Source organism: Nocardia sp. NPDC005825, from assembly GCF_040630175.1.
In the GTDB taxonomy this organism is placed as follows: domain Bacteria; phylum Actinomycetota; class Actinomycetes; order Mycobacteriales; family Mycobacteriaceae; genus Nocardia.
On record NZ_JBEXXC010000001.1, the window covers coordinates 466440 to 481200 of the forward strand.

The window sequence follows — 14761 nt, forward strand, 5'->3', positions numbered from 1 at the left end:
CAACACGTAATGCCGCGACCGCAGGCCGATATCGAGACAGACGCGAACCCGATGTTGCGGGCCGCCCTCGCGCCGCGAGCCCGCACCCTGGTCGACATTCTCGCCGCGACCGCCGCGGCGTACCCCGACGCACCCGCCATCGACGACGGCGAGGTGGAACTCGGGTACGCGGAACTGCTCGCGGAGATCGCCGTCGAGGTGGACCGGCTGGCCGCCGCGGGCGTGCGCGCCGGGGACCGGGTCGGGGTCCGGATGCCGTCGGGCACGCGCGGGCTGTACATCACCATCCTGGCCGTCCTGCACGCGGGCGCGGCCTATGTCCCGGTCGACGCCGACGATCCCGACGAGCGCGCCCGGCTGGTGTTCGGCGAGGCCCGGGTGTCGGCCATCGTCACCGCCGCCGGCATCGAAACCACCGGATTCGCAAGCGAATCCGGTGCGGTGACGACCCGCCCGGCCGCCCCTGCCCCCGCCGACGACGCCTGGATCATCTTCACCTCCGGATCCACCGGCACCCCCAAAGGCGTTGCGGTGACCCATCGCAACGCCGCCGCCTTCGTCGACGCCGAAGCGAACCTGTTCCTCCAGCACGAGCCCATCGGCCCGGGCGACCGGGTACTGGCCGGTCTGTCGGTCGCCTTCGACGCCTCCTGCGAGGAGATGTGGCTGGCCTGGCGGCACGGCGCCTGCCTGGTCCCGGCCCCGCGCGCGCTGGTGCGCACCGGCGCGGACCTGGGTCCGTGGCTGGTACGCCGCGAGATCAGCATCGTCTCGACCGTCCCGACGCTGGCCGCCACCTGGCCCGCCGAGGCCCTGGAACCGGTGCGACTGCTCATCTTCGGCGGTGAAGCCGTCCCGCCCGAACTGGCCGAACGCCTCGCGGGCAGCCAGGACTCCGAGCGCGAGGTGTGGAACACCTACGGCCCCACCGAGGCCACCGTGGTGGCGTGCGCGGCCCTGCTGGACGGCGGCTTCCCGATCCGCATCGGCCTGCCCCTGGACGGCTGGGACCTGACCGTCGTCGACGCCGCCGGAAACCCCGTGGGCGAGGGCGAATCCGGTGAGCTGGTGATCGGCGGCGTCGGCCTGGCCCGCTACCTCGACCCGGCCAAGGACGCCGAGAAGTACGCCCCGCTGGAGTCGGTGGGCTGGGAACGCGCCTACCGCAGCGGCGATCTGGTCCGCAACGACCGCGAGGGCCTGGTGTTCCTGGGCCGCGCCGACGACCAGATCAAGCTCGGCGGCCGCCGCATCGAACTCGGCGAGATCGACAACGCGCTGCAGCACCTGCCGGGTGTGACCGGCGCGGCCGCCGCCATCCGGACCACCAAGGCGGGCAACAAGATCCTGGTCGGCTACCTCACCGGCCCCGACGCCGACTACGACCTGACCGCCGCCAGAACCACGCTGGCCGAACAGCTTCCGGCTCCCCTGGTGCCACGCCTGGCCGTGGTCGGCGAGCTGCCGACCCGCACCTCCGGCAAGGTCGACCGCGACGCGCTGCCCTGGCCGCTGCCCAAGGCGGTCGCCGCCACCCCCGAGGCCGGGCTCACCGAGACCCAGCGGTGGGTCGCCGGACTGTGGGATTCGATCCTGGGCGCCGAGGTCACCGATCCCGACGCCGACTTCTTCGACCTGGGCGGCGGATCCCTGGCCGCGGCCCAGCTGGTGGCGGCGCTGCGCGAACGGCATCCGCGCATCGCGGTGGCCGACCTCTACGACCATCCGCGCCTGGGCGCGCTGGCCGCCTTCCTGGACGGCTTCGCCCCGACCGAGACCATCGAGGAGCGCGTGGTCCGGCCCGTGCCGCTGTCCGCGCAGCTGTTCCAGGTGCTCGCCACCATCCCGCTGACCACCCTCACCGGTCTGCAATGGCTGACCTGGCTGGCCACCGTCGGCAATATCGCCGCCTGGTCGGGCTCGCTGCCGTGGCTGCCGCACCTGTCGTGGTGGTGGACCCTGGCGGCGTTCGTCGTGTTCATCTCCCCGCCCGGCCGGATGGCGCTGTGCGTCGGAGGGTCCCGGCTGCTGCTGCGCGGCGTCGCGGCCGGCACCTACCCGCGCGGCGGCCTCGTTCATCTGCGACTGTGGACGGCCGTGCGGCTGTCGGAGGCCAGCGGCGCGGAGAACCTGTCCGGCGCACCGTGGATGGTGCCGTTCGCCCGCGCGCTCGGCGCGACCGTCGGCAAGGGCGTCGACCTGCACACCCTGCCGCCGGTCACCGGCATGCTGCGGCTCGGCGACGGCTGCAGCGTCGAACCCGAGGTCGACCTGGCCGGGTATTGGATCGACGGCGACGTGGTGCACATCGGCCCGATCGAGATCGGGCCCGGCGCGGTGGTCGGGGCGCGGTCGATGCTGCTGCCCGGCACCAGGATCGGCCGCAATGCCGAGATCGCGCCCGGCTCGTCGGTGTCGGGCAAGGTCAAGGCCGAACAGGAGTGGGCGGGCTCGCCCGCGGTGAAAGTCGGCCGGGCCCAGCACCGCTGGCCCGACGCCACCCCCGCGCGCGCCTCGCACTGGGTCGCCATCTTCGGCGTCACCTCCATGCTGCTGGCCTCGGTGCCGATCCTGGCGCTGGGCAGCGGCGGCCTGCTGATCGCCTGGTGGATTCGCGACACCCAGACGCTGACAGCGGGTTTCGGGCGGGCGTTCGCCATGCTGCCGGTCGCCATGCTGCTGGTCCTCGGCGTGTACGCGGCGGTGACCATCGTGTCGGTGCGGCTGCTGGCCATCGGGCTCACCGAGGGCCATCACCCGGTGCGCAGCCGCCAGGGCTGGCAGGCGTGGGCCACCGAACGACTGCTGGATTCCGCGCGCACCTTCCTGTTCCCGCTCTACGCCAGCCTGCTGACCCCGGTGTGGCTGCGCCTGCTGGGCGCGAAGGTCGGCAAGCGCGTGGAGGTTTCGACCGTGCTGCTGCTGCCGAAGTTCACCGTGGTCGCCGACGGCGCGTTCCTGGCCGACGACACCATGGTCGCCAGTTACGAATTGGGCGGCGGCTGGCTGCGGATCGGTGAGGCCAAGGTCGGCAAGCGCGCCTTCCTCGGCAACTCGGGCATGACCGCGCCGGGCCGCCGGGTCCCCAAGAACGGCCTGGTCGCCGTGCTGTCGGCGGCGCCGTCGAAGGCGAAGGCGGGCTCGTCGTGGCTGGGCAGCCCGCCCATCCGATTGCGCCGCGCCGCCGAAACCGCCGACACCGCACGCACCTTCGACCCGCCCGCGCGGCTGCGGATCGCCCGCGCGGTGGTCGAGACCTGCCGGTTGATCCCGGTGCTGGTGACCTTCGCCATCGGACTCGGGGTGCTCTTCGCCCTGGCCTGGCTGGCCCAGACCCTCGGCCACCTGCCCACCGCCCTGCTCAGCGGCCTGGTGCTGCTGACCGCCGGCGCGGTCGCGGGCGCGTCCTCGGTCATCGCGAAATGGCTGCTGGTGGGCCGGATCGGCACCGAGGAGCATCCGCTGTGGAGTTCGTTCGTGTGGCGCAACGAGGTGGCCGACACCTTCGTCGAGCATGTCGCCGCACCGTGGTTCGCCCGTGCCGCCACCGGAACGCCTGTCCTGAATGTCTGGTTGCGTGGACTCGGCGCGAAAATAGGCCGCGGGGTATGGTGCGAATCCTATTGGCTTCCGGAGGCTGACCTGGTGACACTCGGTGACGGCGCGACCGTGGAACGCGGCTGCGTGGTGCAGACCCATCTGTTCCACGACCGCATCATGGCCATGGACACCGTCACCCTCGGACCCGGCGCCACCCTCGGCCCGCACTGTGTCGCCCTGCCCGCCAGCGTGATCGGCGCGGGCGCCACCATCGGACCCGCCTCGCTGGTCATGCGCGGCGACAGCGTCCCGCCGTCCACCCGCTGGTGGGGCAACCCCATCGCACCCTGGCCGGACGGGAGCCGCTGATGGTGAATCCGTTCGACGAACCCATCGACGACTACCTGCCGCAGAACGGGAATCGCGGCTACCGGGTCTCGCGCTACGACCTCGAGCTGGTCTACAAGGTCGCCAGCAACCGGCTCGCCGGGCGCGCCGACATCACCGCGGTGACCACCGGCGCGCGAGATCGCTTCGCGCTGGACCTGTCCCAGGCGCTGTCGGTGTCCAAGGTGCTGGTGAACGGCGCCAAGCCCGCCAAATACGCCCACCAGCGCGGCAAATTGGTGATCACCCCGCGCCAGCGTGTCCCCGCGGGCGGCGCGCTGGTGCTGACCGTGCAGTACGCGGGCCCGCCCACGCCGGTGCGCGGCCCGTGGGGCGAGGTCGGCTGGGAGGAGCTCACCGAGGGCGCGCTGGTCGCCAGCCAGCCCAATGGCGCGGCCTCCTGGTTCCCCTGCGACGACCACCCCAGTTCCAAGGCCAGCTATCGGATCTCGATCACCACCGACTCCCCCTACTACGCGCAGGCCAACGGCACCCTGGTGCGCAAGCAGACCAAGGCCAGCCAGACCACCTGGGTGTACGAGCAGCCCGAACCCATGGCGACCTATCTGGCGACCATCCAGATCGGCCACTACCGCAAACAGCGGATCGACGCGCCGCGCGGATCGGTCCCCATGCAGGCGGTGCTGCCGCCGCGGCTGCGCCTGCCCTTCGAGCACGACTTCGCCCGCCAGCCGCGCATGATGGAGGTCTTCTCCGAGCTGTTCGGGCCCTACCCGTTCGAGGCATACACGGTGGTGGTCACCGACGACGACCTCGAGATTCCCATCGAGGCCCAGGGCATTTCGGTGTTCGGCGCGAATCACTGTGACGGGCAACGCGGTTCGGAGCGCCTGGTCGCGCACGAGCTGGCGCACCAGTGGTTCGGCAACAGCCTCACCATCCGGCAGTGGCGCGACATCTGGCTGCACGAGGGCTTCGCCTGTTACGCGGAATGGATCTGGTCCGCGGCCGCGGGCGGGCCGTCGGCCGATCAGCTGGCCCGTACCGCGCACCGCAACCTGGCGCGCCTGCCACAGGACATCCTGCTCGCCGATCCCACCCCGGAGTTCATGTTCGACGACCGGGTCTACAAGCGCGGCGCGCTCACCCTGCACGCCCTGCGCCTGGAGCTGGGCGACGACGCCTTCTTCGACCTGCTGCGCGCCTGGACCAGGCGGTACCGGCACGCCTCGGTGAGCACCGACGAATTCACCGACCTGGCCGGGCATTACAGCAACCGGTCGCTGCGACCGTTCTGGGACGCCTGGCTGCACGCCCGACCGCTGCCGCCGCTGCCCGCACAGCCCGCGTACCGGACCGATTTCGAGGCCGGGTAGACTTCCAGCGAACACGTTGTTGATCATGGCTGTGCCGGTGCGGAACACACCGTCACACCAGCGTCGTAGATCGCTACAACTTCCAAGCAGCCCCCACTGCGCGGCTTAGCTTTCCTTACGGCGATCGATTTTGCCCACTGGCAATCTCGCCACCTTGTGCCCCCGGCGCGGACCCGAAGTCCGCCGCACGGCTCGGGCACCTCCCGATGCCCGAAAGGCACTGCCACACTGATGAATACGACCTCTTTTGCCGCGCTCGGCGTGCGCGAACCGCTGGTGCGCGCCCTCACCGAGGCCGGTATCACCGCACCCTTCCCGATCCAGGCCGACACGCTGCCCGATTCCCTGGCCGGGCGCGACGTGCTGGGGCGCGGCAAGACCGGTAGCGGCAAGACGCTGGCGTTCTCCATTCCGATGATCGACCGCCTCGGCGCGCTGGAGGGCCGCCCCAGCCCGAACCACCCGGCGGGGCTGGTGCTCGCGCCGACCCGGGAGCTCGCGACCCAGATCGCGGCCGCGATGGAACCGCTGGCCGCGGCCTACCGCATGTCGGTGACCACGATCTTCGGCGGCGTCTCCCAGCATCGGCAGGTTCAGGCGCTGAAGCGGGGCGTCGATATCGTGATCGCCTGCCCGGGCCGCCTCGAGGACCTGATGAAGCAGGGTCTGATCAGCCTCGACGACGTCGAGATCACCATCATCGACGAGGCCGACCACATGGCCGATCTCGGCTTCCTGCCCGGCGTCACCCGCATCCTGGCCGCCACCCCCGATGACGGCCAGCGCCTGCTGTTCTCGGCCACCCTGGACAACGGCGTCAACAAACTCGTCAACCGGTTCCTGCCCGACGCGGTCAAGCACTCTGTCGACGAAGCGAATTCGCCCGTCGCCGCCATGACCCACCACGTGTTCGAGGTCCGCACCAACGACGCCAAGCGCGAGGTCGTGCACCGCCTGGCCTCGGGCGCCGAACGCCGAATCCTGTTCACCCGCACCAAGCATCAGGCGCGCAAGCTCGCCAAGCAGCTCACCACCGCGGGTATCCCCGCCGTCGACCTGCACGGCAACCTCACCCAGCCCGCCCGTGATCGCAATCTCGCGACCTTCGCCTCCGGCGCGGCCAAGGTCCTGGTCGCCACCGATGTCGCGGCCCGCGGCGTGCACGTGGACGGTGTCGAGTTGGTCGTGCACGTCGATCCGCCCGCTGAGCACAAGGCCTACCTGCATCGCTCGGGCCGTACCGCCCGGGCCGGCAACGACGGCGATGTCGTCACCCTGGTCCTCCCCGACCAGCGCACCGACATGGCCGCCCTCATGCGCAAGGCCAAGATCACGGTCTCGCCGCAGCCGGTGACCGCCGATTCCCCGCAGGTGACCGAGCTGATCGGTGAGGTCGCCCCGCTGGTTCCGGTGACCGCCAACGCCTCGGGTCCGGCGCGCGGCGAGGCGAAGGCCGCGGCTCCCGCACGGGGCGCGCGGCCGCCCCGGCAGCGCACGCGACCGGTGGGCGACAAGCCCGCCCCGGCACGCAACCGCCGCAAGCCCGCCGGCCGCGGTGACGAGCCGCGCACCACCGAACGGCCGGCCGACCGCAAGCATGAGACCGGCAAGGACGGACGCCCCGGCGGCCGTACCGGCGGCCGGGGCGCGGGGAAGCCGCGCACGGCATCGGGCGCTCCGGCGGCATCGGGTCAAGCCCCCCGCGGCGGTGAATCGGCCGGCGGCAAGTCCGTGTCGCGCGCCCGGTCCGATCGTCGCGGCGCGGCCCCGGCCCGTCAGCGCGACCAGGGCACCGGAGCATCCGGAGCCGCGGGCGGCCGGTCCGCGGCTCCGCGCGACGGCGGTGCGCCCCGCCGTCGTCGTAACGGCTGACGCGCTCGGCAGCACGCGCGACACTCGGCGCGACCGTTCTCCGGTCGCGCCGAGAATGTAACCTTTGTCCGTATCCACACGGCGTGGAATTTCTTACAGTTAATTGAGAGCAAGCAGCAGCCCGCTCCCATGCCGTGAATATGTTTCCACCGCCCCCGGACGTCCGCGCAGGGTGAGGAGAGAAGCAATGGTTACCCAGGCCCCACTGAGCGAATCGGTCACGGTCAAATTCGAGCGGGTGGGCGACCACCGCTACAAGGTGTCGGTGACGCCGATCGACCGGCTGCAATGGCGGGTGGGGTACGCCCCGGATATGAAAGCCGCCGTCCAGCTGGCCCGCGAACTCGCGAAGTAGCCGCTACAGCGCCGGCGCGCCGGGTTCCAGCAGCCGCTTGGGGTGCATGCCGTCGACCTGCCCGATGAAGGGCGGGTGAATGCTGTAGCCGAGCATCCGGCGAATGTCCTCCGAGACCGCGCGCACGGTATCGCGGGTCATCGACAGGGTGAACGCCTCCTGCGGGCGCAGCCACGGCTCGCAATACTGCGCGGTGAGCGCCAGCCGCGGATTCGCGGACCGATTCGCACCGCCGCCGTGCCACAGGGTGCCGCCGAAGAATACGCAGCTACCGGCCGGCATCACGACCGGTTCCCGCGGCGTCGATGCGTCCGGGAGTTCGTCGCCCCACAATTGACTGCCCGGCACCACATCGGTGGCGCCATTGTCGGCGGTGAAGTCGTCGATGGCCCAGATAGTGGCCGCCCCCAACGCCTTTCGCGGCCGCGGCAGCGGATAGAAGCCGTCGTCGGTGTGCAGCATCTGCGCGGCCTCGCCGGGCTGGATATTGATCACCTGCAGCATGGACAGCAGATAGTTGGGCATGAACAGCCGGTCCAGCAGCGCCAGCACGCGCGGGTGGTCGGCGATGCGATCGCAGGATCGGGTCTTGTTCAGCACGCTGTAGACGCGCTGGGTGGAATGCCCCTCGAAGTTGTTGCGTCCGCTCCGATCCAGCAGTGGCGCAACGCTTTCCCGGATCTCGTCCAGTTCGGCCGCCGTCAGCAGGTCGGCCAGGATGACGTAGCCGTCGCGCTCGAGCGCGGCCAGATCCGCGTCGACCACCGCCGGGTCCACGCTCGCGCCGCTGCTGCCGGTGCGGCGATACGTTCCGGCCAGATCACCGTCGAGATCCCGTAGCGAGGTCACCTTCGTGCTCATCGGGCCATCCTTTACATAACCGAGTTCTGTTATCCTCCGACTGTGGCACGAGCACCGATCGGACGTCAACAACTTCTCGACGCCGCGCGCGACGAACTGGTCCACGCCAACGGACTGCTGGAGCTGAGCGCCCTGACCCGCCGCACCGGCCTGAGCACCGGCGCGCTCTATCACCACTTCGGCTCGAAAGTCGGTCTGCTGGCGGCGATCTGGGACGACTTCTACGAAGGCCTGAGCCGGGCCATCGCCGACGATCAGCTCCCCGACGGGGACTGGGCCACCCGCGAACGCGCCCGCACCCATTGTTTCGTGGCCTACCACTTCGATCACCCGCTCGCGGCGCTGCTGCTCAATCGCGCCGCCCCCGATCCGGGTCTCACCGAGATCGAGGCCGTCTACATCCGCAATCTCGGTGATGCCGCGGCCACCAATATCCGCCGCGGACAGGCCACCGGCGAGATTCCCGCCGATCTCGACCCCGACAGCGCGGGCGCGTACGTGATCGGCGGCCTACGCCACGGCATCGGCCAGCAGCTGCGCACCCACCCCCGGCCCGCGGTCGACCTGGCCGCGGAACGCCTGTGGCGCTTCACCGCCGCGACGTTGGAACTGTCCTAGCACCCGCCCGACACCCGGCGAAGCGAACTCAGGCCGCCAGCCCGAGGTTGGCGACCAGTCGGCGCACCCGCTGCTCGATGTCGTCGCGGATGGCGCGGATCTCCTCGATCCCGCCCCCGGCGGGGTCGGGCAGCGGCCACTGCTCGAACCGATGCCCGCCGATGATCGGGTTGTCGTCACCGCAACCCATGTCGATCACCACATCGGCGGCCCGCATGAGCTCGTCGGACCACGGCTTCGGGAATTCGTCGGCGATGTCCACGCCGCGTTCGGCCATGGCCGCGATCACCAGTGGATGGATCGCCGCGCTCGGGGCCGAGCCGCACGACCACGCGGCGGCCTGCCGCCCGGCCATGCTGGTGAAGAATCCGAGCGCCATCTGTGAGCGCCCGGCGTTCTGGGTGCAGACGAACAGGACCGTGGGCCCGGTCGGAGCGCTGTGCCCCCGGGTACGGGCCAGGGCGGTGAGCCGCTCGCGGGCGAACCGTTCGGCCAGGACGGGCAGCCGGTCCGCCGCCAGTCCGATGGCCGTGAGATGGTCCAGCGAACCGTCGAGGATGCGCTCGACCGTGACGCGGTCCGCCGACGGTCCGAACTCGTCCATCAGCCGTGCCACCGCGTCACCCCGCGCGGCCGGTTCCGTGTCGGCGCCGGAAGGCAGGGCGGTGCCGGGATTCTCGTTCACGCTCTACTCCCTCCGCTCGAAATTCCAGCGTATCGCTGTTCACGACGTCCGGGCCGAACGCCGAGCCCGACACGAGACACGTTAATAGCCACACGCTATCGTCGATCGTCGTCGCCTCGCCACTCGATCACCCGGTTGATTGCCGACTTCGCGGTGAGCGAATACCCACATCCGAGCCGACAGTGTGACGACGGCCATTCCCCCGGCGTGTCCGCCGTCGCACCGTCGCTCAGACCAGGACCGGCGTCAACGGCTCGGTCACGGGGTCGAAATCGTTCGCGGGCAGCATGGTCCGGAGGTCGTCATCGCCCCGGGGTTCGCGCCGGTAGGCCCAGTGCAGCGCGGCCAGTCCCAGCAGGCCCGCCAGCGCGGCGGCGATTCCGATCCTCCATCCCGGCGGACGCCATTCGACAACCAGGTCGGCATCGGCGGTACCGGGCGGAATGTCGACGCCGACAAAGATATTCGCGACCGTCCGCACGGGGATCTCGCGCCCGGCCAGGGTGACGCGGTAGCCGGGCCAGGCCAGCCGGGCGAAGACCAGGCGGCCCCCGTCGGCGGAGCTGACCCGCAGGTGACTGCTCACACTGTCGCGTCCGACCTGGGTGGCGGTCACGCCGCGGCCGGACGCGGGACCGGGCATGGTCGAGATCGGGCCGTCGATCCGCTCGAGTACCCAGATGTAGCGCTCGTGCCCCGGGTAGTCCACCCACGTCCAGCCCGGCGGCGCGGGCCGCAGCCCGGCGTCCGGGTACTGGGCCCGTTGCAGCACAACACGATCCACCTTCATCAGGTCCACGAAGGTGCGTCCGGTCTCGGGTTCGGCCGAGAAGGCCGCACCGAAAGCGGCCGGGCAGGTGCTGCCGTCCCACCCCATGCACAGCAGCGAGCTGAACGCCCGGTAGCCGATCGGGGTGTAGGCGTTCACGTAGTTCAGGCCCAGGTTCTTGGCGTAGTTGCCGAAAGCCAGCGAACCCCAGGCCCCGGCCGCGGACTGTTCGGCGGGCGGCACCAGGGCGCGGTCGGCCAGTTGCAGGGTGACGCCGCCGAATCGAGGGAAGGCCGCCGTCATCTCCGAACGTCGCTCGGGAAAGTGATACGACATGGGCGTGGGCGCTTGCACCCGCACCTGCGTGTAGGCGATGGGGAACATGGCCACGATGGCCACCGCGCACGCCGCGGCCGGGCCGCGGGTGCTCGCGAGCCGGACCAACGCGACGGTCAGCGCGGCCACCACGGCGGTGGCGATCAGATGCCGGATCACCAGATGTGGTGCGGCGCAGAATGATCGGACGAAGAGCAGGCCGATGAGCACCGCCGCCGCGATCCACCGGCGAGGCGCGTCGAATCGGCCGTGCCTGCTCACCAGGACGCACACCAGCACCAGCACGCCGACCGCCAGCATGGGCAGCACCCGGGCGGGCCAGCGCAGCGGGCCGATGCGCCCCGGACCGGCGGTCCACATCAGGAAGACGAGCGCGAACAGTGCCGGGCCCGCGTACTCACGCGCCGACCGTCGCACCGCGCCCCAGTCGACGAAGGCCAGCACCGGGACGGCGAACCACGCGATGTAGACCATCGGCATGGGCTGCACATAGCCCCACCATCCGGTGAAGGCCGGAACCGTGCTGGGCAGACTGGCATTCAGCGATTCCGACCACGGCACGGTCAGGAAGTCGTCGGACAGCACGCGTTCGTTGCCGCGCCAGGTGACCGGCGAGGACAGCATGCCCGGCAGGTAGGTCTCCAGTCCCGCGAGCCCGGCGCAGGCCGCCACCGCCAGCAGGCACAGCGCCGGTCGCCAGGTGCGCTGCCGGATCACCTCGCCGGCGGCCACCGTGCCGAACATCAGCGCGGATTCCACTGCGGGGAAGACGTATTGGACGGAGATGGCGAGGTAGGCGAACACGAACACCGGTATCGGCCCGCTGGTCCAGCGCCGTTCGGCGGCCGGGGTGCGGGTGTAGCGGATGGCCGAGGCCCAGGCGTGCAGCATCCAGGCGGTGCCGGTGAGCGAGGTGGCCCAACTGGATTCGTCGAAGAACAGGAACCAGCCCGACAGCGGAAACGCGATGGCCGCCACCGCCGCCCACCAGCCGCGCGCGCCGTAGGCCCGGCACACCCGGAACACCCCGAGCGCGGCGATGATCGAGAAGATCAGCTTCACGAGCGTGACGTAGAGCGCGAGATCGTCGACCTCGGGCGCGAACCAGTCGACCAGCAGCTGCGGCGGGTTGTAGAGCCCGGCCTCCTCGAGGGAGTAGTTGCCCGACATCCATTCCCACGGCACCAGCGCCGGGAACCGTCCGTCGTGCAGGTGCCGGCCCAGCATCACCCACATGGGGCCGTACTGGGATTCGGTGTCATCGGTATAGAAATGGCGCGGATTGGCCAGCAGCACCGACGCGTACCCCGCGACCACGCCCGACACGCTGACCAGTCCCCACCGCCACCCCTCCGTTCGAAGGCGTAGCGCCGCACGATCTCCCACGGTTCCGAAACCCTACAGGATTCGAGCACTGTGCAACAGTTGCCATATGCCTGAGTTCGATCGCGTCACGAACGCGGTGCCGGTACACCGCCGCCGCGCCGACCCGGCAGGATAGGGGCCGAACCCAGGACGGACATGCGGAGGACGATGGTGGCGGCGAAGGACGCGGGGGCGTCGGTGGACGAGATCACCGACGCGCTCTTGGGGGCGTCCCGGTTGCTGGTCGCGCTGTCCGCACGCTCGCTCGCACTGGTCGACGACTCCATCACCATCCCCCAGTTCCGGACACTGATGATCCTCTCGACGCGCGGGCCCTCGAAGGTGGTCAGCCTGGCCACCACGCTGAATGTGCAGCCGTCCACTGCCGCACGCATGGTGGACCGGCTGGTGAGCGCGGGTCTGGTGGACCGCAAACCCAATCCGGACTCGCGCCGGGAGCTCATCATCGAATTGACCCCGCACGGCAGCGAAGTCGTGGACGCGGTGACCAGCCACCGGCGCCGTGAACTGGCCACGGTCGTGGAGCGGATGCCCGACGCCGACCGCTCCGGGCTGATCCACGCGCTCACCGCCTTCACCCGCGCGGGCGGCGAGTCCCCCGCCGATCTCGATATCGACGGCTATCAGCTCTGAACCGCGGCCGCCGCGGAGTTCCGACCGCGGCTAGCGCGCCGGGCCAAGCTGGTCCCGGAACTGACCGGGGGTCAGACCGGTCTCCTCGCGGAAGGCGCGGTAGAAGTGGCGGTCGGTGGAGAAACCACAGGCGGCGGCGACCGCCGCCAGTGAGCGGGTACGGTCGGCGCGAATCAGGCGGCGGGCGTGCGCGATTCGGGTGCGGCGGATCAGCGCGCCCGGCTCGCCGAAACCCTCGCACACCCGGTAGAGGGTGCGGCGGGAGAGCAGGCAGGCGCGGGCGATCTCGTCGACGGTCAGGTCCGGATTGGTGAAATTCTTACGGATGTAGGCGAGGACCTGCTGGCGGGTGTAGAGCGAATCCGACGGGGCGGGTGCGCCGGTACCGGTGGACAGCAGCAGGGCCGAGGCCATCATGCCGGCGGCGTCACTGCCGAATACGGTGACCGCGCGGGCGATGTCGTCGGCGGGAAGTTCGGCCAGATTGCGGAAGAAGCCGGTGACCACGCCGAGGGCTCCGGTGGCGGGGACGGCGGTGGCGGTGGGCAGCTGTTCGCGGGTGAGGCCGGAGTGTTCGAGGACCAGACGCATCGGGGCCCGGATCAGGGTGGACAGGCAATTGTCGGTGGTGCGGCTCTCGAGCGGCAGGCCGCTGTCGAAGAAGGCGATGGTGCCGGGCTTCGATTCGGCGGTGCGGCCGCCCTGCTCGGTCCAATTCGTCCCTTTCAGAACGATATTCACGAGTAGGAAGTCACCGGTGGTCCGCGCCACCAACTTCGGCGTCCGCAGGGCGCGTTGCGCGCTGGCCTGCATGCGTGACACCGAGAACCCGTCGTATTGGGTCGATACCACGCGGCCGTGCCAGTGACCGGTGCGCAATGGCTCGATGACGGTCGGCGCGACCGCGTCCGACATCAGGGCTTCCCACTGTTCGAATGCCTGACGTGGCGACAGGGTCGAGGAGGACGAGACCTCGACGGCGCCGGAAACGGCATGGTCCACACAGGCAATCCTCCCACTGCGATCCGCCGGGCAATACCCCTTTTCGCGGGATATCTCACGGCATGGGAGAACCGCTCAGGAGCAGCGCGGTCAAGGTCGCGAGGCGTTCGATGCGCAGCGGCGATCCGAGATCTTTGTAGTGCCACAAGGGAGTTCGCGCCGAATCGGATTCCGCCCAGCTGCCGTCGCCGTTGCGGTTGCGCGCCAACGCTTTCAGTCCGAGCCGGACCAGGGTTCGCGTCTAGAGCGAGTCGCGCAGCGTGTATCCGACGCCGCGCACCGTGTGAATCAGTGGCGGATGGTCGGTATCGATCTTGCGCCGCAGCTGACTGACGAACGTTTCGACCACCCGGTCGGCTCGCCCTTCCTCGGCCTGCCAGACGCGGTCGAGGATCTGCCGCTTGCTCACCACCTTGCCCGCGTTGAGCATCAGGTACTGCAGCAGCTTGAATTCGGTGGCGGACAGCCAGATCAGCTCGCCGCCCCGGAACACCCGGTGGGTGTCGGCGTCGAGTTCCAGGTCGGCGAAGCGCAGCCGGTCGGGCCCCTCGTCGTCGACCGATTTCGTGCGGCGCAGGATGGCGTGCAGCCGCAGGACGACTTCCTCGAGGCTGAACGGTTTGCTCACGTAGTCGTCGCCGCCGGCGCTGAGTCCGGCGATGCGGTCCTCGACGGCGTCGCGGGCGGTGAGGAACAGTACCGGCACCTCGCTGCCCGCGGCGCGCAGCCTGCGGGCGACGGTGAAACCGTCGAGGTCGGGCAGCATGACGTCGAGGATCATGACGTCGGGCGGCCGCCGCGTCGCGGCCTCCAGCGCGCCCCGGCCGCTGTCGGCGGAGCTGACGTCGAACCCGCTCAGCCGCAGCGCGGAACAGAGCAGGTCGAGAATGTACGGCTCGTCGTCGACGACCAGCACGGTCGCCGCCGGAGTCGCGGCGCGATCGCTCACGATGGTCACCCTAGGCGCTCCCGCGCCGGAT

The 14761-nt window shown here is 70.4% G+C and carries 11 protein-coding genes; 6 read left to right on the forward strand and 5 right to left on the reverse strand.

The genetic code is table 11. The annotated features are described in order from the left end of the window. The first annotated feature begins 9 nt into the window (after positions 1–9). The 4 genes from ABZ382_RS02215 (at position 10) to ABZ382_RS02230 (ending at position 7491) form a co-directional block, all read left to right on the forward strand. The gene (locus ABZ382_RS02215; RefSeq protein WP_357082610.1) at positions 10–3909 is read left to right on the forward strand and encodes a Pls/PosA family non-ribosomal peptide synthetase; all 3900 of its coding nucleotides are present in this window, start codon (positions 10–12) and stop codon (positions 3907–3909) included. Further along, the gene (locus ABZ382_RS02220; protein ID WP_357082613.1) at positions 3909–5264 is read left to right on the forward strand and encodes a M1 family metallopeptidase; all 1356 of its coding nucleotides are present in this window, start codon (positions 3909–3911) and stop codon (positions 5262–5264) included. The genes ABZ382_RS02215 and ABZ382_RS02220 overlap by 1 nt, the downstream gene beginning before the upstream one ends. A gap of 231 nt (positions 5265–5495) precedes the next feature. Further along, complete coding sequence (locus ABZ382_RS02225) at positions 5496–7136, forward strand: DEAD/DEAH box helicase (RefSeq protein ID WP_357082616.1); 1641 nt, start codon at positions 5496–5498, stop codon at positions 7134–7136. 187 nt (positions 7137–7323) lie between these two features. Further along, positions 7324–7491 (forward strand): hypothetical protein, encoded by a 168-nt coding sequence (locus tag ABZ382_RS02230; protein ID WP_357082620.1) that lies wholly within the window; start codon positions 7324–7326, stop codon positions 7489–7491. A 3-nt stretch (positions 7492–7494) separates the two neighbouring features. On the opposite strand, the gene ABZ382_RS02235 is transcribed toward ABZ382_RS02230, so the two are convergent. Further along, positions 7495–8352 carry a phytanoyl-CoA dioxygenase family protein gene (locus ABZ382_RS02235; RefSeq protein WP_357082623.1) on the reverse strand — a complete coding sequence of 286 codons (858 nt, stop codon included), beginning with the start codon at positions 8350–8352 and terminating at the stop codon, positions 7495–7497. A 42-nt stretch (positions 8353–8394) separates the two neighbouring features. On the opposite strand from ABZ382_RS02235, the gene ABZ382_RS02240 reads away from it, so the two are divergent. After that, a complete protein-coding gene (locus ABZ382_RS02240) occupies positions 8395–8970 on the forward strand; it encodes a TetR/AcrR family transcriptional regulator (RefSeq protein ID WP_357082626.1) in 576 nt (191 codons plus the stop codon). 28 nt (positions 8971–8998) lie between these two features. Here ABZ382_RS02240 and ABZ382_RS02245 read toward each other — a convergent pair whose 3' ends face one another. Continuing rightward, positions 8999–9655 carry an arsenate reductase ArsC gene (locus ABZ382_RS02245; RefSeq protein WP_357082629.1) on the reverse strand — a complete coding sequence of 219 codons (657 nt, stop codon included), beginning with the start codon at positions 9653–9655 and terminating at the stop codon, positions 8999–9001. Between the two features lie 229 nt (positions 9656–9884). After that, positions 9885–12146: a hypothetical protein gene (locus ABZ382_RS02250; RefSeq protein WP_357082632.1), complete on the reverse strand. Its 2262-nt coding sequence runs from the start codon at positions 12144–12146 to the stop codon at positions 9885–9887. A gap of 135 nt (positions 12147–12281) precedes the next feature. On the opposite strand from ABZ382_RS02250, the gene ABZ382_RS02255 reads away from it, so the two are divergent. Continuing rightward, the gene (locus ABZ382_RS02255) at positions 12282–12779 is read left to right on the forward strand and encodes a MarR family transcriptional regulator (RefSeq protein WP_357082635.1); all 498 of its coding nucleotides are present in this window, start codon (positions 12282–12284) and stop codon (positions 12777–12779) included. Between the two features lie 30 nt (positions 12780–12809). Here ABZ382_RS02255 and ABZ382_RS02260 read toward each other — a convergent pair whose 3' ends face one another. Continuing rightward, the gene (locus tag ABZ382_RS02260) at positions 12810–13781 is read right to left on the reverse strand and encodes an AraC family transcriptional regulator (protein WP_357082638.1); all 972 of its coding nucleotides are present in this window, start codon (positions 13779–13781) and stop codon (positions 12810–12812) included. Between the two features lie 241 nt (positions 13782–14022). Next, positions 14023–14730, reverse strand: a complete 708-nt coding sequence (locus ABZ382_RS02265) for a response regulator transcription factor (RefSeq protein ID WP_357082641.1) — start codon at positions 14728–14730, stop codon at positions 14023–14025. Positions 14731–14761 lie beyond the last annotated feature (31 nt).

Bases quoted from the DNA above. Each gene is read 5' to 3' on its own strand.
- ABZ382_RS02255 (WP_357082635.1), top strand. From the start codon at position 12,282: ATGCGGAGGACGATGGTGGCGGCGAAGGACGCGGGGGCGTCGGTGGAC.
- ABZ382_RS02235 (WP_357082623.1), bottom strand. From the start codon at position 8,352: ATGAGCACGAAGGTGACCTCGCTACGGGATCTCGACGGTGATCTGGCC.
- ABZ382_RS02225 (WP_357082616.1), top strand. From the start codon at position 5,496: ATGAATACGACCTCTTTTGCCGCGCTCGGCGTGCGCGAACCGCTGGTG.
- ABZ382_RS02230 (WP_357082620.1), top strand. From the start codon at position 7,324: ATGGTTACCCAGGCCCCACTGAGCGAATCGGTCACGGTCAAATTCGAG.
- ABZ382_RS02215 (WP_357082610.1), top strand. From the start codon at position 10: ATGCCGCGACCGCAGGCCGATATCGAGACAGACGCGAACCCGATGTTG.
- ABZ382_RS02220 (WP_357082613.1), top strand. From the start codon at position 3,909: ATGGTGAATCCGTTCGACGAACCCATCGACGACTACCTGCCGCAGAAC.